The organism is Thiocapsa sp., from assembly GCF_018399035.1.
Lineage (GTDB): Bacteria > Pseudomonadota > Gammaproteobacteria > Chromatiales > Chromatiaceae > Thiocapsa.
Genome location: NZ_CP073760.1, coordinates 1925696 through 1947766, shown reverse-complemented (window position 1 = coordinate 1947766; position 22071 = coordinate 1925696). Strand labels below are relative to the sequence as shown.

Here is a 22071-nt window from a genome sequence, read left to right as displayed (position 1 = left end):
ATCGCGCGGCCTCGGCCTTCGTGCTGATCGGGAGGCAGGTGTTCAGTGATGAATCAACGATTCGATCTCGTCGTCATCGTGGCAGCGATCTTCCTTGCGATCTTCCTCGCGACCACGGCGATCCTCCTTGTCTTGGGCGTTCCGGGCCGTTATGGGGAACCTGTTGTCGATTCGCCCCCTCCGACGACACGCCCGCCGGATCGTCCGCGAATCTTCACTGTACCGGATACGCCGACTTCGCCGCCGGTGTGGCGGGACGAGCGATCGTTTCGGTACGGGTCGCTGCGCGAAGGAGGATCGGCGATCGACGGCTATCGCTTTCGCCCGCTCGAAGAGCGCGAGGCGAGCCGTTTCGGCGGCTGGGCCGCAACCCCCGAGGACCGATCGGCGGATGGGTTCGGCGAACGGGATCGCGGTCTCGGCGACCCGGTCTTCCGTCGCGACGACCGACTCCCGCAGGGCTTTACCTCGGAGTGGGGGGAAACACCCTATCGATTCCGTCCGACCGAGCCGTCGAGGAGCGCACCCGATACCCGGCGCCCGCCGCGTGACCCTCGGGGACCGCGCGGTTTGACCGATCCCCGGCTCTTCGAGCCGCCGCCGCAATGGGGGTCGACACCGCCGATGCTGCCACCGCCCTGGCCTGACCTCTATCCTTCGCTTGGTCCGCCAAACGATCATCGACTCACGCTACGATAGTCGCGTCGTCCGTCCCGAACCTCTTCCCGATCGACCTAAACCGCGTCCAGAGCGAGATGCTAACTTTCGAGTGAGTTCGAAGTTTCGTGAATCCACGACCTTTAGCGGGGGACGCGGTTTAAAATTTTATATTTTTTAATACTTTAAACCGCGCCGGCTCCAGCGGTTCTGAAATCCGCCGGGGCCGATCCCATCCAAAAACATCGCATACCGCGCTGGGCGCGGTTTAACGTGAGTTTTATGAATCAAGATGTTGTGAATAAGTGGATCGTCATCCTGATGGCGCTCGGGATCTCCGCGCTCTTCCTCGCGATGATCCAGCAGTTCCTGATGGCGCTCTTTCTCGCCGGGCTCTTCAGTGCGATGGCGCGCCCCCTGTTCCTGTGGCTGCAGCCGCGTCTGCGGGGCAGTGAGAGCCTGGCATCGCTCGCCACACTCCTGGCGGTGGCTGTGGTCGTCCTGATCCCGCTTGCGTTGCTGGTCGCGGTCGTGGTGGGGCAGGCGCTCGATGTCACCCAGACCTTCGTGCCCTGGCTCAAGGAGCGCCTCGCCGATCCGGATGCCTTCCTGGAAGGCATGCGTCGCTTGCCCTTCTACGAGGATCTGCTGCCGCTGCGCTCGCTCCTGATCGAGCGTGCCGGCGAGGCCGCAACCTTCGCCAGCAAGTTCGTCGTCGGGGGGCTCTCGTCGCTCACGGTGGGCACGCTGAACTTCTTCTTCATGGCCTTCGTGATGCTCTACAGCATGTATTTCCTGCAGATCGACGGCCACAAGCTGGTCAACAAGATCCTCTACTACTTGCCGATGAAGAGCGCCGACGAGCGGGTCCTGCTGCAGAAGTTCACCTCCGTGACCCGTGCCACGCTGAAGGGAACCCTCCTGATCGGGATCCTGCAGGGCGGACTCGCCGGCATCGCCTTCGCCATTGCCGGGATCGAGAACGCGGTGTTCTGGGGCACCGTCATGGTGGTCTTGTCCATCATCCCGGCGGTCGGTTCGGCGCTCGTCTGGGTGCCGGCGTGCATCATCCTCGCCGTGCAGGGCCAGACGGGAAGCGCGATCGGCTTGGCCGTCTTCTGTGCCCTGGTCGTCGGCAGCCTCGACAACGTTCTACGACCCATCCTGGTGGGACGCGACACCAAGATGCACGAGCTCATGATCTTTCTGAGCACGCTCGGCGGCATCGTGATGTTCGGCTTCAACGGGCTCTTCATCGGGCCGCTGATCGCCTCGCTCTTCATCTCGATCTGGGAGGTGTACGGGGTCGAGTTTGCCGATTTTCTGCCGGATGTCGATGTGGTTCTGGCGGATCTCGGCCCCGTCGCCGAGGCACCGAAGGCGCGCCCCGAACCCGACTCGCCCGACGGGCCGCCCGACCCGTCCCCCGATCCGTCGGACCGCAATGATCGGGTCTCATGATGAAGGCCGACTCGCCGACCGGGCAGCCGCGGTCGCGCACGCACGGGTCGCGGGCGCTGTCGACGCAGCGTGATCCATCGCCGCGGATCCGCTTCGACTTCGATGCCTTCTTCGCCGCGCATGACATCGAGCCCATCAGCATCCCGCAGTACGACTCGGTGAACCTCTTTCTCAAGCGCGGCGTGGCGGCCTGTGCCGTCATGCATTATGTCCGTCGAAGCGCGGCTCCTGCTCTGATGAGGGACGGTTCAAAAATGAAGTGAAGCAATTCGACGAGAACACTTTCGTTGTCGTTGTCGTTGTCGTAATCGAGTTTCGAGTTCGACAACGACAACGACTCGCGCTGGAGCCAGGGTGCCGACGTCGACTGGTCGGCGGCAAGCCCGTCCGCCCGGCTATACCGATCGACTCAGCCTCCGATCGGTCCGCCGTCCTCCTTGGTGACGACCACGACCGAAGGGCGGGGCGGCAGCTTGGGATCGAAGTCCGGCCAACGGGTGGCGGGGTCTTCGAAGGTCGAGGGGCGCTCGAAGCCCGGATAGTCGAGCGTGCCGTCGGTGGCCGGGTGCTGCACGGCCAGAAAGAGCGTGTGTCCGTCCGGGGTGAAGCAGGGTCCGCAGAGCTCGGCACCGACCGGTACCCGGAAGAACATGCGCCCGGTGCCGCGTCCGCTGCCCTCGGTTTCCAGCGCCCAAAGCCCGTCGGCGCTGCCGGATGCGCCGTGCCAGGCCTTACCCTGATCGGTCGCGACCCAGAGTCGGCCCTGATGGTCCACTGCACAGTTGTCGGGGCAGGCAAACCAGCCGTTCTCGCCGGTCGCCGGGTTCCAGAGTGCAGCGGTTGCCGGGTCGCGCGGATTGCCGGCCTTCACCAGAACCTCCCAGCCGAAACGCTCCGCCGCATGATCGCCGGCGGGCGGGATCAGCTCCAGGAGATGACCCCACAGGTTGGCGGCGCGCGGATTCGCCGGGTCGATCTGCTCGGCGGTACGCTCCTTGTTGTTGGTGAGCATCACATAAACGCGGCCGTTGTGCGGATTCGGCTCCACGTCCTCGGGTCGGTCCATCGGCGTCGCCCCGAGCAGGTCCGCGGCGCGACGGGTCTCGATCAGGACGTCGGCTTGCGAGTGGAAGCCGTTCTCCGGGGTCAGACCGGGTCGGCCGAAGATGAGCGGGAGCCAGACGAGCGTGCCGTCCGCCTCGAAGCGCGCAACCGAGAGCGTACCCGCGTCCAACAGATCGCGGTTCGCCGCGCGATGGCTCGGGTCGACCTTGCCGGCGGTGACGAAACGATAGAGATACTCGAAGCGCTGATCGTCGCCCGAGTAGAGTACGAGACGGCCATCGGCGTTGACGATGGACTCGGCGCCCTCATGCTTGAACCGCCCGAGCGCGGTGCGCTTGATCGGCATGGAGGCCGGGTCGAGCGGGTCGACCTCGACGATCCAGCCGAAGCGGTTTGCCTCGTTCGGCTCCGCGTTGACGTCGAAACGCTTGTGGAACCGGCCCCACGCGAAGTGGCCGGCAGGCACGCCGTAGCGTCCGTAGTTGCGTTGCTCCGGATGCTCTGCGAAGCCGTCCGCGACGGTCGCGTCCGGATGCCGATCGAGATTGCCCGAGAAATAGCCGTGGAAATTCTCCTCGGCCATCAAGTAGGTGCCCCAAGGGGTGATGCCCCCGGCGCAGTTGTTGAGCGTGCCGATCACCCGGGTTCCGCTCGGATCGGCGGCGGTCTTCATGCGGTCATGCCCGGCGGCCGGCCCGGCGACGCCGATCTCGGTGTCGAGCGCGGTGATCCGGCGGGCGTAAGCGCTGTCCGGGACGACCGACCAGCGCCCGGCGTCCTTGCGGATCTCGAGGATGGATCCGCCGTTGCAGGCCATCTCGATCTCGACGCGCTCCCGGGTCGGCTCGCTTGCACTCGGGAACATCACCTCGGCGTTGGTGTACTCGTGATTGACGCACAGCAGGCCGTGCTCGGAGCCCTTCGATCCGAGCGGCAAGGGCACATAGCCGACATAGTCGTTGTTGTAGCCGAACTGCCGGGTCTGCGCGGCAGCGCTTTGACGCTCGGGGTCGAAGGTCGGTGCGCCCGGCAGGAGCGGATCACCCCAGCGGATCAGGATCTCGGCGCGATAGCCGGGTGCCACATGATGGGTCTCGTCGACACCGTGGGCGATCTCCTCGAAATCGAAACGGGTCGTTGTGGCCTCGCGCTCGCCTTCCGGCGCCGTGAGGGTGTCGGCGAGGAGCGCCAGGGGGCCGGCCGCGAGACCGCCGAGCGTGCTCGCGGCGAGGGCGCCGCGCAACAGGTCGCGCCGGCTGAAGCGGGCCTGGATGATGTCGCCGAGCGTGGCCGCGGCGCTTGGGTTGAGGGGGCGATCGTCCGACGCCTCGTGGGCCTCGGCTGGACATGAATAGCGCTGATCGATGCTCGACATGGTGGTTCTGACGCCCTCGCTGTCGTCGGGTCGGTAATCGTTCCTGCCCCCCTGACCCTCCTGCGAGGCGAGGGGACACTGGCTCGGGACGACATGTCTCGCGCACGGGCACGCGGGTTCCCGAGGTGTCTCGGTCGGGGTCGTGGACGGCGCCCGATTCTCATGCCCCGTCCGGTCGCGCCAGGATACGCTCACGGCATGACGATCCCGTGTTGTGCTTTGCGATACGCTTGCCGACCGGGCAGATTCGATTCGATGGAGGACGCAGCGGTTGACGACGAAACAGCAGGAACGCGAAACCATTTCCTTGGCACTCGGCAGCGGAGGAGCCCGCGGACTCGCCCATATCGGCATCATCGAGTCCCTGACCGCGCGGGGCTATCGCATCACCTCCATCAGCGGCGCTTCCATGGGTGCCTTGGTCGGCGGCATCTATGCGGCGGGCGAGCTCGACGCCTACAAGCGTTGGGTCTGCGCCCTGAACCTGGGCGATGTCCTGAGGTTCGTCGATTTTGCCTTCAGCGGGGCCGGTTTGCTCAAGGGCGATCGCATCATCGAGACCTTGCGCGCGATGGTCGGCGATCATGCGATCGAAAACCTGCCGATCAGCTACACCGCCGTCGCAACCGACATCGACCGACAACGCGAGGTTTGGATCTCGACGGGTCCGCTCTTCGACGCCATCCGTGCCTCGATCGCCGTGCCCGGCATCTTCACGCCTTACGCCTATCGCGGCCTGACGCTGGTCGACGGCGGACTGCTCAACCCGGTGCCGATCGCCCCGACCTTTCGGGACTTTACGGACTTGACCGTGGCGGTCAACCTCAATGCCGAGACCTCGTCGGCGACGGCTGTCGAACGGATGCGGGATTCCGCCGCGGCGGCCAAGACGCACGAGGAGACCCCGGTGGATCCGGGCTATCAGGAACGGATCCGACAGTTCTTCGATGCGATCGGCGAGACATTGGGAAGGCGCGACGATGAGCAGCTCGGTGTGTTCGATCTCACGCTGCGCTCCTTCGAGACCATGCAGAACGCGATTGCGGCGGTCAAGCTCGCCGCCTATCGCCCGGACGTGGTGATCGAGGTCCCGCGCGATGCCTGCGCCGCGCACGAGTTTCACCGCGCTCGCGAGCTGATCGAGCTCGGTCACCGGCTCGCGGAGGAGGCGATGGCGGGGCGCTGACCCCGCGCCGGAGGATCTCCGACATCGCGTCTGCGGCACAGGACCCGACGAGCGGATCCGACTCTCGGCGATGGGGGCGGTGGTGCGTCCCTGCAGCGGCGGAGAACGGATGGCGGGGCGGTGTGGGGCTCAGTGCGTGGTTGCCCGGATGGCCTCTTCGCGCGTGTAGAACCGACCGTCGAGGATGAATCCGGCGACGATATCCCGGCGGGTCGCAGTGACATGACCTTCATGATCGCGTTCGAGGACCCAGGACTCGGGCAGGCCATCGAGCAGATGCACAGGCGCCGGGTTCCCGTTTGCAAAGCGCGACAGTACCGCCTCGCCGCTCGCACCGTCGCGATAACCGGGTCGAAATCCGAACGATCCGTTGTTCTGGCTGACGCCTTTGGTACGCGCGTATAGGACGTTTTCGTTTCGAAGTGACGCTTGCGTCAAGGCACCGCGGAGCCGGCTTACGCGCTCCTGATCCTGTGTCGTCCCGGTCTGCGTCTGGGTTTGGAGGTGTAGATCGTTCATGGGTTTCTCCTCGCCTCCGATAGAGGAGGCTTTCGCTGGAGATTCAAGCATTCGGCGTGCCGGGCGCGGGATTTATGCGAGTACGGCCGGTTCCGGCGGTGTTCGATCGCGATGGATTTCCAGATCCGCCGATCGTTTCAGATTCAGCGCCAGCAACCGCGCGAGGATCTCATCGTCGGGCATGTCCGGTGCGTAGTCCGACCAACCGTAGGCCGTCACAATCGCGGCATGAAGCGCCTTGTGCGCGTTGTCGCGGAAATGCCAGTGAAATACCAGAGTAGCGCTAAACCGCGCCCGGTGCGGTATGCGTCATTTGTTGGAGTGGATCGGTCGCGCCAGCTCCGACGACTGTCGGAGCTGGCGCGGTTTAGAGTATTAAAAAAAATTAAATTTTAAACCGCGTCCCCCGCTAAGGGTCGTGGATTCACCAAACTTCGAACTCACTCGAAAGTGGGCATCTCGCTCTGGACGCGGTTTAAGAAAAAAGTGACCATGATCTTGCCGCCGGTCTGAAACTCGCGCACCCTCAGGTTCGCCGGGGTTCGCGCGTATTCGTGCGGGTCATCCAGTCCGGCCGCTTCTTCGGCTTGGTCAGTACGATCAGGTGATCGCGCGCGCGGATCCGCTCGCCGACATCGGTGTCGGCGATATGGGCAAGGACGCGTTGCCGTTGCGCGGCGGGCTGGTTAGGATGCATGGGGCTGCCGTCCGAGGCGGCGAGTCCAGCCTATCACCTTGGCAGCCCTTCTCCCCAGCTTTTTCAAAAACTTGGGCTTTCCTCCTCGCTTATCTTAGCGACCGGACGATCGCAGCGATCACGTGCTTCGGACACTCTACGCTCGATCGCCGCAGCCTCTTTGTACGCCGGGATCTGAATCATAGTACTTGCCGCGTGTTAGGAGGTGGTCGGCCCTAAATCGCCCGCCCCAGATGAGCTTGCACAAGTTCGGATCTGGGTCAAGATTTAACAAAACGAAGCCGGGATTCGAGATCGATTGCCCCGTCGGAGCGGCGACTCGGAATCGGCGCTCACATTTACGCGCGGCATGCTGCGCCGACATCGCGGAAGGAATCATCGTGGCTAAGCTCTCCGCCCTTGCCATCCTCGCAACCTACAACGAGCAACGCTTCGTATGCGCCTGCATCGAGAACCTGATTCGACAAGGGTTCGAGACATACCTCCTCGACAACGAATCCACGGACCGGACCGTCGAGATTGCACGGCAGTATCTTGGCCGTGGACTGATCGCAATCGAGTCGTTGCCACGGGACGGATGCTATCGTTGGGAACGGATCCTTCAGCGCAAGGTCGAGATCGCGCAGACATCCGGTCACGATTGGTTTATGCATGTCGATGCCGACGAGATTCGGCTCCCTCCCGCGCAGTTCAGGACCATTCGCGAGGCCATCGCCAAGATCGACTCGCAGGGCTACAACGCGGTCAACTTCATGGAGCTATGCTTCGTGCCGACACGCGAAGAGCCGGATCACGAGCATCCTCACTTTCAGTCGACCATGCGTTGGTACTATCCGCTGCGCCCGTGTGCGCATTATCGCCTGAATCTGTGGAAGCGCGGCCATGTGCCGGTCGATCTCGCCGGATCGGGCGGTCATCGGGTTGAGTTCGAAGGAATCCGCGTCTGGCCGACCGATTTTCCGATGCGACATTACCTGTTTCTGAGCGCCGCGCACGCGAAAGCCAAATGGGTCGATCGTATCTACGACCCCGAGGAGCTCGCACGCGGGTGGCATCGCTCGAGGGCGCAGTTGCAAGCCGCGGACATCAACCTACAAAGCTGCCGCGAGCTGCGGCTCTATCGCTCGGATGCTGAGTTGGATGCGTCCGAGCCGCTGACGAGCCACCCGGTCTTCAGACTTCGGAGCAAGGTCGGCGCCCCCGATGGCTGATTTATTGAACGATCACCTTGACAGCCTAGTGCGCCGGATTGATCAAAAGCTCGGTCATCGGCGAGGTCTGGGCGCGAGCGAAGCCTGGTGTCGCCGCAACAACCGCGTCCGAGCAGCCGGCCCTCAAGCGGTCGTGTGTCTCGATGAAGATGGCTCCGACGCGGTCGATCCAAGCGGAGCTGTGCTCGAAGACCTCTTTCTCCGCTCCTTCGATATCGACCTTGAGCACGTCGATCTCCGGGACGGCGAATCGCGACATGAGCGTCTCGATTCGCATCGCCGGGATCGGCCGATCGGCCTTTGCGTAGCCGGACGCGAGACTCGCGGCATGTATGGTCGAGGCCCAATGACCTTCCGGACGGCGGTATAGGGCCAACTCGGTGTCCTCGAACCAAAGCGCAGCATGGACGGGGCGGATTCGATCGTACGCTCCGACATTCCGCGTCAAGAGGCGAAAATTCTCCGGATCCGGCTCTAGGGCGATGATCTTGGCTCCGGGATATCGATTGGCGAAGTAGATGGCAGACAGCCCGGTGTAGGCACCGGCGTCGACGATGACGCGAGGCTCGAAGGGTAAATTTGCCCCGTAATCTTCTTGTATGAAGACGCTGAACCACACCAAAGGGTCGGTGCTGTTGAGTCGAAGGTGATGCTTGCGCCCACGGTACTCAAGGGAGACTAGGCTCCGGTCGCCCCAGCGCTCGCACCACAGCAACCAGCGTGCTCGGCGCCCTCCGAATACGGTGACGATCTTCCTGATCTGTATTCGGGTTCGTTTCGTCGATCTGGACACGTCGCATCAACCCTTAGGCTAAAAAGGGACAAGGCGAGGATGCCCTCGCAGCCGATCGGCCCAGCGTGCGACCGAAACGCTGCTCCCGAAGGGTGGGGAGCCGCTTTCATTTTTCATTGATTATCGAAGCAGTACTGTAAAACATCCGATGCGTCTTGGTTATCCGATGCCGAGCGCAGGAGTTGCGGAGACCCCTCCTCTTGCCGGAATGCACCCGCAGTTGCCGACGGGGGGCTGTTGCAATTGGCGCGGCAGCGGCATCGAGCGAGCTTCGCTTCAAGCGCAGCGACTCGATTCTCGAGAACGAGAATTTCCGAGCGGAGCTCATTCGTCTCCGACCGATATCGAGACAATATGCACTCCAGCTCCTGAACAAGCACCTTATGCCTAGCAAGGCTCGCTGTGATGGTGCCGACAGTGCGAGTCAGCCGTTTCCCGGCAATTGCCTCAAGTTGAAAGACAGGTCCGATCGCTCGGTCAGCCTGCCGCAGTTCTTCTCTGACGTGGTCAAGCGTAGATAGTGCGTCAGAAGAGTCGGGTTGATCGACGAGCTTGAGAAACGATGAAAAGGTTTGCTTGACCCATTGGGGCGCACTCGTGTCGTTGTCGAGATCTTGCGCGGATGCGCGGTTGTGTCTGAGACGCTCCTGCAGGAACCGATCGATATCCCCGGCCGCGTCCATCACGAATGCGCGTGGCCAGGTCATCCCCAGATGCTGTTGGATTCGCATGGCGCAGTCTCGCCAATCCGACATGAGGTGGTCGAAGGTGACGATGGATCTTCGCAAACCGCGTGTCGCCGCCTCGGCATCAAGCGTGTGCCTCAACCACAAAAGGTACGACTTCGCCGGATCGAAACCATCTCGCCTTCTCAGCGACGCAGCCACCTCCATTGGATTTCGCACCGGGAGCAGGCACAGGACATCCATCCCCATCTCTTGGAGCGCATCGTGCCAGAACGGGAAAATCCGACAAATTCTTGGGTCTTTGATGACGATGAGGTCTTTGGACCCGAATGCATGGTGAACAGCGGCCGTCGCTCTTCGCATGAATGCATCGGAGACTTGATGGTTGTCCCAGTCGAATGGGAGGTCGCGCCAGTCGTCCCAGCGCGAGCCTGCACAGCGCAGCAGGGTGTCGTTCAGCCGATAGATCCCCATCGACTCCCAAAACCCGGCTTCGTTATTGTCCGCGACAGGCTGCATGAGATCTCGAGGTACGGCTCCTCCGAGCAATCCCGCAACCCGCGTAAAGGCCGAAGTGCCGCTGCGATGCATGCCCAATACGACAAGGGCTGTTCTTTGGGGCCCGGGCGCGGTTCTGGACTCCTTTTTTTGCACATCGGCAACATCCGATGTCGAGGTGTCGTTCTCGGTCGGAAACCCCAGCTTGGCCACGGATGCAATGTCCTGCGGATCCAGTCGCGAGCTATCGAAGCCTCGATAACGGCCGATCGAGTGCGGAGGTCGAATCAGCAAGGCCAACTCGTCGATGCGACGGGGGCTCGGATTGACATCGAGGAAATCAAACATCCCCTCGAGCGTCGGGTGCGGATCCATGCAGAGTGTGTCGAAATCAACCCAGAGGCAACGACCGGGAAACCGATCGAAGACGCCGATAAGGTGCTCATGGACCCGGCACCAGTATTTCAGTGCGTGTCGCGGGTCAGTCGCAATCCGGTCCATTCCCAAGACCCATGGGCCCCAGAGACGCAGCTGGTTCTGATTCTGGCTGTAGGCCATGTCCAGGCCGTTGCGAACGACATGGATGTATTTGAGTCCCGTCATCGAGCGCATGAGGCGCTCCGCGATGACCTGCGTGTTGGGCTCTTTCCAGCCCCATTTGCCGCCACCTGGAGCGGGAGTGGCCGCCGGGCTGCAGAAGGACGCAACACGCTCTTCAAGCCACGGCGAGTCGTGCTGCAGTCGATCCGCCCGGGCGAGTTGCTTCAGGAACGCTTGGTCGTCCACGGCGAAATCCGTGCAGCCCTGCATGCGTCTTACGAACAGATCCACACAGGTTTGGAACTCGGAGTCCGGGCATCTCAGGATCTCGAGGCGCTTAAATGCAAGCGTGAACCAAAGATTGTCCAGAGATTCGTTGAGGTCGCTGCCGAGGAAGAACCCAAGCCGCATCAACATCTCGGCGATAAGGCGCGTTCCGCTCCCGCCGACACCTCCGATGGCCACCGGAGTCTCGATTTGCACGTTCGAAATCATAAGATTCGCCTAAACCGCTCGCGACGACTCGATTCCGCCCTTCGCAGGTTTCGCGTCGAAGGTCCACTGCTGCTGCCGAGGACCCCGACACCTCTGCGGTTACCCGCACCCTGAATCGAGTGCTCCCGGCCGCCGCGGTCCGGGAGCGCTCCACGCGCGAGTCCTTTGCTGGGGCCAAGCATCTTCATCCTTGAAATGACGCGAACAGGGGACTCTGTGTTACTGGTTTCTCAGGCATGCGTTGAAGATGTCGGATGCATCTTGGTTATCGGACTCGGTGCTGCGGAAAACCGGCGAACCCATCTCTTGCCAGAATTCACCCGCCCCGGCGGATGGAGGATTGCTGCAGTTCATACGGCACCGCCGGTGACTGGTGAGGCCATTCAGGAAGGGGCCATTCATCGCCCCGGCAGGGTCGGTGAATCGATTGTTGTCGGTATCCGGAAACTCGGCCGTAGGATGCCTCCAGCTCAGGAACCATCCGCCTCCGTCGGCACCGGCGGTAAGATCGCCTCCGATATATTTCGACGCCTGATCGCCCGGCGTCGTATCGGTCTCGTACCACTCGACCGAGGCAATCTGCTGGATGGCATCGCCATTGAAAGGAGCCGCTACAGGGTAACCGAAGGCGATCGTCAATTGGGATGACGGCCAGTTGTAGGTCAGTCCGGAATAACCGGTGATATCCCCGATTGCGCTGAAGCGCTCGACTCCGGTCGGGTTGGTGATCAGGCAGGCGTAGTCATAATCGTAGTCGCCCCTGAAATGATAAGCGTTGGCCGCATAGACACCCCTCGTCGCCCAGCAGCCTGTTCCATTTAGAGGTCCGCTTTGGTTGTAGCCCGGACAGAAAAGGAAGTTTGTTCCCCAAGTCCCCCGCCCATTGCTCACGCAATGAGCAGCCGTTGCGATTACACTGCGTCCGATCACGGTTGCGGAGCAGACGCGATCTTTTCCGTCCAGCGTCAGAAAGAGCTTTCCGTGAATGGATCTAGGCCACACCTTATAGGAACCCTGCATGCTCCAGCGCTGAAAAGGGGGGTAAGGCCCATCCTGAGGATTCGCTGGTGGGGAGCCGAAGGTTGACGGAATTTGGTTCGGCATCGCGCTGTCGAGTGCGATGGCCGAGGTATCAAACGTCTCGAAATCCGAATCCTCGGAAATGGGGGGGCGGCCCGGGATGAGGATCGGTGGATCGGAATGCGTTTCAAAGACCTCGGTCGACTGCATTGATTGGCTGTCGGTGTCGGGTCGTCTTTGAAGCACGACCGGGAGCGCCTTCTCCATTCGCTCCGAGGACCAGTAAGTCTCAGTACTCAGAGATTGCGCTGCAATCAGATCCACCGGCATTGAAACCGTGCCTTCAGGAGGAGCAGAGGATACCTTTGATGACAGGGTAACTGCCCCCAAGATGATCACCGTGACAAGTTGTACCCTATTCATTTAATTGATCCTTTTCTTTATGTTTAGGGGGCGAATCGTTTGCTTCGTGTGCCGTTCAGATATCCGAGCGTTATGCTCGTACACAAACTAATTCATTTATGATTTCGGTTTCAAGTAAAGAAATGTAAAGTAACGTAGCCGTAACATTCGGATTTGCAAAACCATACGTTGTGATGCCCTACGCTTGACTAGGGTTATGGGCGAAACGATGATCAAGGCCCGAAAAGCTCTGGCGCTGAGAGATCTGACGTTTCCCGATTTCCTCATGCGATCAGCTCCATGGGCAGAATTTCCAATCGCTCTGCGACATGGCTCAAATCGCTCTGCGTCTTGGTCTTCGCCGTACCGTTCATCGGACTCAATCCAGCGGGATACTGGCACGCTCGACCACACGCCGCAGGACGAAGCTCGAGTGTACGCCGGTCACCCCTTCGATGCGGGTGATCTTGTTGAGCAGCAGATCCTGGTAAGCATCCATGTCGCGCACCACGACCTTGAGCTGGTAGTCGGCGTCGCGTCCCGTGATCAAGAGACATTCCTGCACCTCCGGGATGGCCGCGACGGCGACGTCGAAGCGCTCGAAGCGCTCCGGGGTGTGTTTGTCCATCGAGATGCTCAGGAGCGCCATGAGGTTGAGCCCGAGCGTCTTGGCATCGAGCAGGGCCGCATAGCCGCGGATGATGCCGGACTCCTCGAGTGCCCGTACGCGTCGCAGACAGGGCGAGGGCGACAGGCCGATGCGGTCGGCCAGCTCCTGATTGCTGATGCGGCCGTCGCGTTGCAGCTCCTCGAGGATCCGGCGGTCGTAACGGTCCAGCTTCATCGGGGTTGCTCCGTCCGGTGGCTCGTCCGGGATGGCGATTGCTGATCTGCCGAATAGGTCGCAAAGAGTGGCAGATCCTTGCGCAAATGATCCGTTGGAAAGGCATCTTTGCAATCATCTGCGTGCCTGTCGAGCCTATTCTATCCCCGTCGGCCAACCAGCCGCGAACCGGGCAAGGGCTCGCGAGGCACCTGCCCACCAGGCTCACAGTCCTTACCGGGACGCGAGCGGCCAAGCCCCCGACCGGAGAAACAGCATGACCCGTTTTGACCCCCGAAAGTATCGTCGCGGTCCGGTGGTGGATCTGCCGAACCGCCGCTGGCCGAGCCGTGTCGTCGAGCAGGCTCCGATCTGGGCGAGCGTGGATCTGCGCGACGGCAACCAGGCGCTGTTGGAGCCGATGGGGGTCGCCCAGAAGCGTCGTCTTTGGGCGCTTCTGGTCAAGCTCGGCTTCAAGGAGATCGAGATCGGTTTCCCGGCCGCGAGCCAGCCCGACTTCGACTTCGTGCGCTGGTTGATCGAGGAAGACAAGATCCCCGAGGACGTGACCGTGCAGGTCTTGGTGCAGGCGCGCGAGGATCTGATCCGGCGCACCTTCGATGCCTTGGAGGGTGCCCCGCGCGCGATCGTCCATCTCTACAACTCGACCTCGCCGGTTCAGCGTGAATGGGTGTTCGGGCAGGATCGGGCGGGCGTGACGGCGATCGCCCGTCAGGGTGCCGAGTGGGTCCTGCGCGAGGCGCAACGCCGGTCCGCGACACGCTGGACCTTCCAGTACTCGCCCGAGAGCTTCACGGCCACCGAGCCGGACTATGCCGTCGAGGTCTGCGAGGCGGTTCTGGACGTTTGGCAGCCGACCCCGCAACGGCCGTGCATCGTCAATCTGCCGGCGACGGTCGAGGTCGCGAGCCCGAATGTCTTCGCCGATCAGGTCGAGTATTTCGCGACGCACATCTCGCGGCGCGAGGCGATCGTCCTGTCGGTGCATACCCACAACGATCGCGGGGGCGCGGCGGCTGCGGCGGAGCTGGCCCTTTTGGCGGGTGCGGATCGGGTCGAGGGGACCCTGCTCGGCAACGGCGAGCGCACCGGCAACCTGGACATCGTGACCCTGGCGATGAACCTCTACAGCCAAGGCATCGATCCGGGTCTGGATCTGAGCGATCCTGACGAGATCGTCCGGGTGGTGGAGGAGTGCACCGGGACGGCGCTGCATCCGCGCCACCCTTGGGTGGGCGAGCTGGTCTATACCGCCTTCTCGGGCAGTCACCAGGATGCGATCCGCAAGAGCCTGATGCGTCAGAGCCCGGAGGAGCCCTGGCAGGTCGCCTATCTGCCGATCGACCCGCGTGATCTAGGCCGCAGCTATCAGGCGGTCATCCGGGTCAACAGCCAGTCCGGGAAGGGCGGTGTCGCCTTTGTCATGGAGCGCGATTTCGGGCTGAACCTGCCGCGCTGGATGCAGGTCGAGCTGGCCCGACTGGTCCAGGCGCAGAGCGAACGGCGTGGCGGGGAGATGGATGCCGAGAGCATTCACCGCATCTTTATGGACCATTTCGTCGTCGATCGAACCCCGGTCCGGCTGCTCGGTTATCGGCTGGAGCGCAACGGGCACGATGTGATCGAGGCCCGCATCGCGCGACCGGACGGCGAGCATCGGCTGCGCGGTGAAGGGGATGGCGCGATGGCCGCCTTCATCGATGCCTGGTCGCGCTGGACCGGTCAACCGGTGCGCATCCTGGATTATCAGGAGCATGCGATCGGCGAGGGGACGGATGCCGAGGCGATCGCCTATGTTCAGCTGGAGCTCGGATCGCAGCGGATCGCCGGTGCGGCCATCGATCGCGACACGGTGGCCGCCTCGCTGGGTGCCGTTTTGTCCGCGCTCAATCGTGGCGAGGTCCGGCAGGCTCGGGCGGCGTAGGTTGTACTGACGATAGGCAGCACAACGTCCGCCGGCGGTTGGTTGTGCCTCGCACGGCTCGGCACAAGCTACGGTGTTGAATCGCGGCGAGGCCCGGCAGGGTGGAGGAGCGAGAGCGACGTCCAGGCACGGCACGACGGGGCACTGCGATACGCGGTCGGCGTCCGGGCCTGTCTGCCCCGACTGTACGCCACGCCTTCCACTCCCCTTCTCGAGGTTGTAGTCTCGCTGCTTTCCTGCCGTAACCCTCAAGACACGCGATGCCTTCCGCTCCACTGCTGCTCGACCCCGAAACCCTGAAACATGCGATCCCGCCGACCTACCTGGAACGGGGCAGGCGTTATCTCCAAGAGCAGCGCGTGCTGAGCGCGGATCACGATGCCGAGCGCGGGATCGTGACGGGGCGTGTACGGGGCTCGGGCGGGCGGATCTATCAGTGCATCGTGCAACTCGGCGAGCGGGCCGACGGCGCCCTGACGGTGGTCGGACAATGCTCCTGTCCGGTGGGGTACAACTGCAAGCACGTGGCGGCCGTATTGTTGTCGTTGGGTCGGCGAGCGACGCGCGCAACCTTGCCGGCCGCGGCGCGCGCGCTGCCGTTTCAGTTGAAGAGCTGGCTCGATCAGATCGAGCGTGCGTCGGGCGTTCCCGAGGAGGAACCCCATCGCATCCTCTATCTCATCGATCCGGAGGAGTACCTCGGGATCAGGCGCACGCGGGTGCGTGCTGCGAAGGTGCGGCAGTTGCTCGCCGGCGGCTACGGTAAACCACAGGATTTCAACATCCTCGGTTCCTCCCGAGCGAGTTTCGTCGGTCCGGCGGATCAACGCATCATGGGGTTGCTCGCGATCGCGCGGGGCGGCGCCGACCCGAGCGCGGTCTATCTGGACACGCTGACCGGCGCGGATGTCATGCAGACCATCGCGCGGACCGGACGTGGTCATCTGCGCACGATCGATGGCCCGGTCCTGCGCGATGCGGGTCCGCTCGCGGCTCGGTTGGAGTGGCGTCTCGCAGAGGATGCCCGGCTGCACGTGATCCTCGAGGCCGACCGCCCGGGGCTCTTGTTGCTGCCGATGTCGCCGCCCTGGTATCTGGATCCGGAGACCGGCGACTGTGGTCCGCTCGAGACCGGCTTGGATGACCGCGAGGCCGGCGTCTTGGCCGCAGCCCCGGTGGTGGCGCCCGAGTCGGTGGAGGCACTGGAGCAGGCCGCGCGGGAGCGTTTCAAGGGGCGCTCGGTTCACCTGCCCAAGAGCCCCGAGCGACGTCGCAGCCACTCGGAGATACCCGTTCCACGGCTGCGTCTGCGCAGCGTCGATCGGGCGGCAAGCAGCGTGGGACGCTACTGGGGTATCCAGCGTCAGCCCGAGTGGGCACATCATGCCGTGCTCGAGTTCGCCTATGGCGCTACCTCGGTCGATCCGCGCGACCGCGCGCCGGTGCTGCGTCGCGTCGAGCAGGGCGTGCTTGTGGAGGTGGAGCGTCAACCCGCCGCCGAACAGGCGGCGATCGGCATGCTCGAGGCGTCGGGTTTCCATCGCACCACGGAGGCGTCCGACGCCGATGGTCTCTGGCTCGAGCGTGCCGATCCCGAAACCTGGATCGATTTCATGCAGGATGGGCTGCCCGATCTCGCGGCGCAGGGTTGGCGGATCGAGGTCGAGGAGGGCTTTCATTTTCGGATCGCCGAGATCGGCGATTGGGAGATGGACATCGCGGAGGGCGAGGGCGGGAACTGGCTCGACCTGGGGTTGGGCGTGGAGGTCGACGGACAGCGGGTCGACCTGCTTCCGCTGCTGGTGGAGCTGATCGGTCGCTATCAGGTGGACCTCTCCACGCGGACGCTCGCGGCGATGGACGCCGAAACGCGCCTGCAGATGCGGCTGCCCGACGGGCGGCTGATCCTGATGCCGGTGGAGCGTTTGCGGCCCATCCTCTCGACCTTGATCGAGCTGTACGACCCCGAGGGTCCGCTGGGATCACAGGGGAGCAAGGGCCGCTTGCGTCTGTCGCGTGTCCATGCCGCACAGCTCGCGGAGCTGGAGGCGGCGGCCCCGGCGCTGCGCTGGCGCGGCGGGGAGTCGGTGCGCGAATGGGGCCGGAAGCTGCGTGACTTCCAGGGGTTGGAGGGGATCGTGCCGCCCGTCGGGCTGACCGTCGAGCTTCGGCCCTATCAGCGCCAAGGGCTCGATTGGCTGCAGTTTCTACGCGAATACGGGCTCGGCGGTGTCCTTGCCGACGACATGGGTCTCGGCAAGACGGTGCAGACCCTGGCCCATCTCTTGGTCGAGAAGGAGAGCGGGCGGGCCGATCGCCCGAGCCTGGTGGTCGCGCCGACGAGTCTCCTCTTCAACTGGCGCCGCGAGGCCGAGCGGTTCGCCCCGGCGTTGCGGGTCCTCTCGCTGCACGGCTCGACGCGACACACGCGGTTCGCGTCCATCCCGGATCACGACCTGGTGCTGACGAGCTACCCGCTGCTGCCGCGTGATCTGGAGGCACTCGCGGAGCAGGAGTTCCACCTGCTGATCCTGGACGAGGCCCAGAACATCAAGAATCCGCGCAGCAAGGCCGCACAAGCGGCCCGCGGGTTGAACGCCCGCCATCGGATCTGCCTGACCGGCACCCCGATGGAGAATCATCTCGGCGAGCTGTGGTCGCTGCTCGATTTCCTGATGCCCGAGCTGCTCGGCGACGAGCGCCGTTTCCGGCGGCTGTTCAGAGTCCCGATCGAGCGCCATGGCGACGACGTGCGTCAGGACGAGCTGCGTCGGCGGGTCGCCCCGTTCCTGTTGCGTCGCACCAAGGAAACCGTCGCCGCCGAGCTGCCGCCCAAGAGCGAGATCATCCGCGAGGTCCCCCTTGCCGACGATCAGCGCGATCTCTACGAGACCCTGCGCTTGGCATTGCACGAGAAGGTGCGCGAGGAGGTGGCGCGCAAGGGCCTTGCGCGCAGCGGAATCATTATCCTGGACGCCCTGCTGAAGCTGCGCCAGGTGTGCTGTGATCCGCGTCTGGTGTCGCTCGAGAGCGCGCGCCGGGTCAAAGGCTCCGCCAAGCTGGAGCTCTTGATGACCCTGTTGCCCGATCTGCTCGAGGAGGGGCGGCGCGTGCTGCTCTTCTCGCAGTTTACGAGCATGCTGGCCTTGATCGAGGAGGAGCTGATCAAGCGCGGACTGCGCGAGGATCAGGACTTCGTGAAACTCACCGGGCGCACCCGCAATCGCGACCGTCCGGTCGATCGCTTCCAGGACGAGGAGGTGCCCCTGTTCCTGATCAGCCTCAAGGCCGGCGGCACCGGGCTGAACCTCACCGCGGCGGACACCGTGATCCACTATGACCCTTGGTGGAACCCCGCGGCCGAGCGCCAAGCGACCGACCGGGCTCACCGCATCGGCCAAGACAAGCCGGTGTTTGTCTACAAGCTCTTGACCGAGGGCACTGTCGAGCAACGCGTCGCCGATCTGCAGGCGCGAAAACAGGCCCTCGCCGACGCGATGCTCGCAGGCGGCGGTGCCGCATCAGGCACCTTGAGTCCGGATGACCTGGATCTCTTGTTCGCACCCTTGGTCGACGACTGAACCCGGACCGGGCCGACTGCGTCCGAACCGACGACAACCGCCTCGGCGGCCTTACCCTTACCAGGCGGCATGCCACCCGGCCGTCCTGATCAGGATCACGGCGATCAGCAGCATCAGAAGCACGGCCCAGAGCGAGAGATAGATCGCGTTGGATTGTTTGGCCCGGTTGCGATCGGTCCAGGAGCGCGGTCGTACCCCTTTGAGCAGGAAGACGACCTTTGCCGACAACAGCACGCAGACGATATTGACGATCAGCAGCAGAAAGGCGCCGAGCGCCTCTTCCCACCGTCCGACGCCCAACATCATCCCCAACGTGGCCGTAGGCGGCAGCAGGGCGACGGCGACCATGACGCCGACCAGCGTGGAGGACAAGCCGGTCGTCAGCGAGAGAACCGCCGCGGCACCCGAGGCCAGTCCCAAGACGACGCCGCCGAGATCGACATCCGTGCGGGACAGGATCTCGGGGCTGTCGAGTCCGATCGGCAGGACCAGCGCGATCACGACGGCGATCAGGAGGGAGAGGCCGATCCCGGCGCAGTCGGTCTTGAAGGCAAGCCAGGTCAGCTCCTTGTCGCCGAGCGAGGTGGCGAAGGCGAGCGCGATGTTGGGTCCGAGCAGGGGTGCGATCACCATCGCGCCGATGACGACCGCGACATTGTTCTCGATCAGACCGATCGCGGCCACCAGGGTCGAGAGGACCGTCAACACCAGAAAATTGCTGTCGAGCTGGGCGCCCTTGGCGATCTGGCTGTAGAGCTCCTCGCGTGTGGCTGCGACGGCCTTGGCCTGATCCTTCTCGAGGTGCTTGTCGTCCTGGCCTTCGTGGGTCAAGACGGCGTCGATGGACTGGACGACGATGCGTGCACGGTCGTTGGCCTTCAACAGATCCTGCAGCGAGTCGATCAGTGCTTGCCGAGAATCGTCGGGGACCAGCATGCGGATGCTGCAGCGCCCGTCGCCTCCGTCGCCGCCCCACCAGAAATCCTCGGCGCCGTAGAACTTCGCCATCCCGGCGAGCGTTTTGGCGTGTTTTTGATCTGCGATGACCTCGACGATGCGCATGGGTTTGCGCTCAGAAGACCGGGATCCGGGCGAACAGGGCGAGCAGAATGAGCGCCAAGACCCCGACAGTTATCCAGATGCGGTTTGCCAAGCGTTGACGCCCGCGCCGTTGCTCGCGCCCGGCGGAGAAGCCCGGGTCGGATTCGATCTCGGGCGCCAGATAGACGCGTCGATGGCTCAAATCGATCGCATCGACGGCGGCGGCCGCGGTCACCGGGTCGGTCCGATAGAGGCCGGCTTCCGCATCGACCATGCTGTGCCGAAGTGCCGTTGCTGCGTGCATCCGGGCGACGTGGAGTGCGGGGAAAAAGGCGGCGTAGCGCAGACGTGGCGCTGAGGGATCCGTTGCCGCGACGTCCGAGGGCGTCGGGTTCTGCGGTGAACTGAAGACGCGCACGAGACCGGGCCGGTCTTCACGTGTTTCGACGATCAGGTAACCTTCGAGATCACTCATCGCGGCAGCGCGTGCCCGACAGGCACATCCGCACGCCGAGAGCCCGGTTGGATTCCGGCGTACGCCCGATGGATGCGCTTCAGGCCGCGCGGGTCTTGCGCTCGATCTCCCAGTTGCACCGATCGATGAGGACCTTCAGCGATCGCGTGACCGCGATGTCGCTGCGCAGCTCGAACCGTTTGCCGCGCTCCCAGCAGTCGTCGGCCGCATCCGCGAGCAGCGGAAGCCCTTGACGGCAAAGTTCCCAAAAGGCGAGTGATCGTTGTGTGCTCATGACGCGTATCCCCTGACGATGGATCCAAAGACGGACGATGACGACTTGCATTGACGAACGCACAAGTCTTGCCATCTCGTCGAGACCCTTGGCTACTCAGCATCTGTAGCCGTTTCGCAACAAACAAACGCAAGCGATTTGTCGTTGACCCCACATGCAGTCTAGCGTATCGAGGCGTTTTTGTCGGCATCGCAACACTCATGATTCTTTTCCGCAACGGATTGATGCGGATCTATAGATTGATAAAAATGCGTGCAGCGTCGGGCTTTGCAAGACAAAAGGTGCCGAACGGGGACGCATTCGGTTCGAATCTCGGTGACCTGCATGTGCGTGTCGAGCGGCAAGAAATGGACGATTCCCTGATCGGGATCAGCTCAGACGTCTCACCGTGTTCGGGAGGTGCTGCCGGATCACCTCGGCGAAGGCCTGCAGTGCCGCACGTCTCGGGAAGCTGCGCCGGTAGACCAACGAGATGCGACGGAACGCATCCGGAAGGCTACTCAGCGGGCGGGCGATGATGCCGCTGTCGGTCATCCAGGCCCCGCGGATCGCCAGTGCCGGGACCAGGGTGCAGCCGAAGCCCGCACCGACGAGCTGCAGCAGCGTCTCCAGGCTCGCGGCGCGCAAGTCCGCCATCTCGCCCTTCGTGGGTCGCTCGGCGAGACGGCAGACCTCCATGACCTGGTGGGTGAGGCAATGACCGTCGGCGAGCAGCAGAAGATCGACCTCTTCCAGGTCCTTCGCCGTGATCTCGTCCTTCTCGTACAAGGGGTCGTTGCGCGGATGGGCGAGCCAAAAGGGCTCGTCGAACAGCGGCATCCTATCCAGATCCGTGTCCTCGACCGGCGTGGCGAGGAGCGCGGCGTCGATCTCATGCCGCACGAGGCGACCGAGGAGCAGGTCGGTGATCTCCTCCGATAGGATCAACTTCAGATTCGGGTAGGTACGCTTCAGCGGCACCAGGATCTGCGGGATCAAATAGGGGCTCAGTGTCGGGATGGCCCCGATACGCAGCGGACCCGCGAGCGGATCCTGATGGGCGCGCGCGACCTGCTCGATGGCCTGGGCCTGCTCCAAGGCGAGCCGGGCATGCCCGAGGATGGCCTCGCCGACCGGTGTGATCTCCACCGAGCGGTTCGTCCGCTCGAAGATGACCACGTCGAGCTCCTTCTCGAGCTTCTTGATCTGCCCGCTCAAGGTCGGCTGACTCACGAAGCAGCGCTCCGCGGCACGCCCGAAGTGGCGCGTCTCGGCGACGGCGAGGATGTACTTGAGGTCTCGGAGGTTCACGCAGCGATGATACAGCGGCGGGAGTCCGGCCTCCAGC

18 protein-coding genes are annotated in these 22071 nt (G+C 63.5%); 7 read left to right on the top strand and 11 right to left on the bottom strand.

The genetic code is table 11. The features are described from left to right. The first annotated feature begins 48 nt into the window (after positions 1 to 48). The 3 genes from KFB96_RS08860 to KFB96_RS08850 all read left to right on the top strand — a co-directional run bounded on the left by KFB96_RS08860 (position 49) and on the right by KFB96_RS08850 (position 2381). Positions 49 to 699, top strand: coding sequence for a hypothetical protein (locus KFB96_RS08860; protein ID WP_213462231.1), 651 nt, complete (start codon positions 49 to 51; stop codon positions 697 to 699). 240 nt (positions 700 to 939) lie between these two features. Continuing rightward, entirely contained in the window at positions 940 to 2118 is a 1179-nt protein-coding gene (locus KFB96_RS08855; RefSeq protein ID WP_300971425.1) for an AI-2E family transporter, read from the top strand. Next, a complete protein-coding gene (locus KFB96_RS08850) occupies positions 2115 to 2381 on the top strand; it encodes a hypothetical protein (protein ID WP_213462233.1) in 267 nt (88 codons plus the stop codon). Before KFB96_RS08855 ends, KFB96_RS08850 begins: the two co-directional genes overlap by 4 nt. Before the next feature lie 146 nt (positions 2382 to 2527). On the opposite strand, the gene KFB96_RS08845 is transcribed toward KFB96_RS08850, so the two are convergent. Then, positions 2528 to 4558, bottom strand: coding sequence for a PhoX family phosphatase (locus KFB96_RS08845; RefSeq protein ID WP_213462235.1), 2031 nt, complete (start codon positions 4556 to 4558; stop codon positions 2528 to 2530). Positions 4559 to 4829: 271 nt separating this feature from the next. On the opposite strand from KFB96_RS08845, the gene KFB96_RS08840 reads away from it, so the two are divergent. Beyond that, the gene (locus KFB96_RS08840) at positions 4830 to 5744 is read left to right on the top strand and encodes a patatin-like phospholipase family protein (RefSeq protein WP_213462237.1); all 915 of its coding nucleotides are present in this window, start codon (positions 4830 to 4832) and stop codon (positions 5742 to 5744) included. Positions 5745 to 5873: 129 nt separating this feature from the next. Here the strand turns inward: KFB96_RS08840 and KFB96_RS08835 are convergent, their stop codons facing one another. Continuing rightward, positions 5874 to 6263, bottom strand: coding sequence for a hypothetical protein (locus KFB96_RS08835; protein WP_213462239.1), 390 nt, complete (start codon positions 6261 to 6263; stop codon positions 5874 to 5876). Positions 6264 to 6789: 526 nt separating this feature from the next. Next, positions 6790 to 6960 carry a hypothetical protein gene (locus KFB96_RS08830; protein WP_213462241.1) on the bottom strand — a complete coding sequence of 57 codons (171 nt, stop codon included), beginning with the start codon at positions 6958 to 6960 and terminating at the stop codon, positions 6790 to 6792. Between the two features lie 380 nt (positions 6961 to 7340). Here KFB96_RS08830 and KFB96_RS08825 point away from each other — a divergent pair, with 380 nt between their 5' ends. Then, on the top strand, positions 7341 to 8171 hold the full coding sequence (locus KFB96_RS08825; protein ID WP_213462243.1) for a glycosyltransferase: 831 nt from the start codon (positions 7341 to 7343) through the stop codon (positions 8169 to 8171). Between the two features lie 25 nt (positions 8172 to 8196). Here the strand turns inward: KFB96_RS08825 and KFB96_RS08820 are convergent, their stop codons facing one another. The 4 genes from KFB96_RS08820 to KFB96_RS08805 all read right to left on the bottom strand — a co-directional run bounded on the left by KFB96_RS08820 (position 8197) and on the right by KFB96_RS08805 (position 13449). Continuing rightward, a complete protein-coding gene (locus KFB96_RS08820; RefSeq protein WP_213462245.1) occupies positions 8197 to 8964 on the bottom strand; it encodes an FkbM family methyltransferase in 768 nt (255 codons plus the stop codon). A gap of 113 nt (positions 8965 to 9077) precedes the next feature. Then, positions 9078 to 11183, bottom strand: a complete 2106-nt coding sequence (locus KFB96_RS08815) for a sulfotransferase (RefSeq protein ID WP_300971423.1) — start codon at positions 11181 to 11183, stop codon at positions 9078 to 9080. A 219-nt stretch (positions 11184 to 11402) separates the two neighbouring features. Then, positions 11403 to 12626 carry a hypothetical protein gene (locus KFB96_RS08810; RefSeq protein ID WP_213501886.1) on the bottom strand — a complete coding sequence of 408 codons (1224 nt, stop codon included), beginning with the start codon at positions 12624 to 12626 and terminating at the stop codon, positions 11403 to 11405. A 358-nt stretch (positions 12627 to 12984) separates the two neighbouring features. After that, the gene (locus KFB96_RS08805; protein WP_213462251.1) at positions 12985 to 13449 is read right to left on the bottom strand and encodes an Lrp/AsnC family transcriptional regulator; all 465 of its coding nucleotides are present in this window, start codon (positions 13447 to 13449) and stop codon (positions 12985 to 12987) included. A gap of 256 nt (positions 13450 to 13705) precedes the next feature. Here KFB96_RS08805 and leuA point away from each other — a divergent pair, with 256 nt between their 5' ends. Both leuA and KFB96_RS08795 read left to right on the top strand, forming a co-directional pair. Then, entirely contained in the window at positions 13706 to 15373 is a 1668-nt protein-coding gene (gene leuA, locus KFB96_RS08800) for a 2-isopropylmalate synthase (protein ID WP_213462253.1), read from the top strand. A 260-nt stretch (positions 15374 to 15633) separates the two neighbouring features. Further along, positions 15634 to 18954 carry an SNF2-related protein gene (locus tag KFB96_RS08795; protein WP_213462254.1) on the top strand — a complete coding sequence of 1107 codons (3321 nt, stop codon included), beginning with the start codon at positions 15634 to 15636 and terminating at the stop codon, positions 18952 to 18954. A gap of 57 nt (positions 18955 to 19011) precedes the next feature. Here KFB96_RS08795 and KFB96_RS08790 read toward each other — a convergent pair whose 3' ends face one another. From KFB96_RS08790 to KFB96_RS08775, 4 genes are all read right to left on the bottom strand, one after another. Further along, positions 19012 to 20016 carry a TIGR00341 family protein gene (locus KFB96_RS08790; protein ID WP_213462256.1) on the bottom strand — a complete coding sequence of 335 codons (1005 nt, stop codon included), beginning with the start codon at positions 20014 to 20016 and terminating at the stop codon, positions 19012 to 19014. A 10-nt stretch (positions 20017 to 20026) separates the two neighbouring features. Continuing rightward, a complete protein-coding gene (locus tag KFB96_RS08785; RefSeq protein ID WP_213462257.1) occupies positions 20027 to 20470 on the bottom strand; it encodes a hypothetical protein in 444 nt (147 codons plus the stop codon). A gap of 79 nt (positions 20471 to 20549) precedes the next feature. Continuing rightward, the gene (locus tag KFB96_RS08780; RefSeq protein ID WP_213462258.1) at positions 20550 to 20744 is read right to left on the bottom strand and encodes a hypothetical protein; all 195 of its coding nucleotides are present in this window, start codon (positions 20742 to 20744) and stop codon (positions 20550 to 20552) included. Positions 20745 to 21113: 369 nt separating this feature from the next. Then, positions 21114 to 22034: a LysR substrate-binding domain-containing protein gene (locus KFB96_RS08775; RefSeq protein WP_213462259.1), complete on the bottom strand. Its 921-nt coding sequence runs from the start codon at positions 22032 to 22034 to the stop codon at positions 21114 to 21116. Positions 22035 to 22071: the final 37 nt, after the last annotated feature.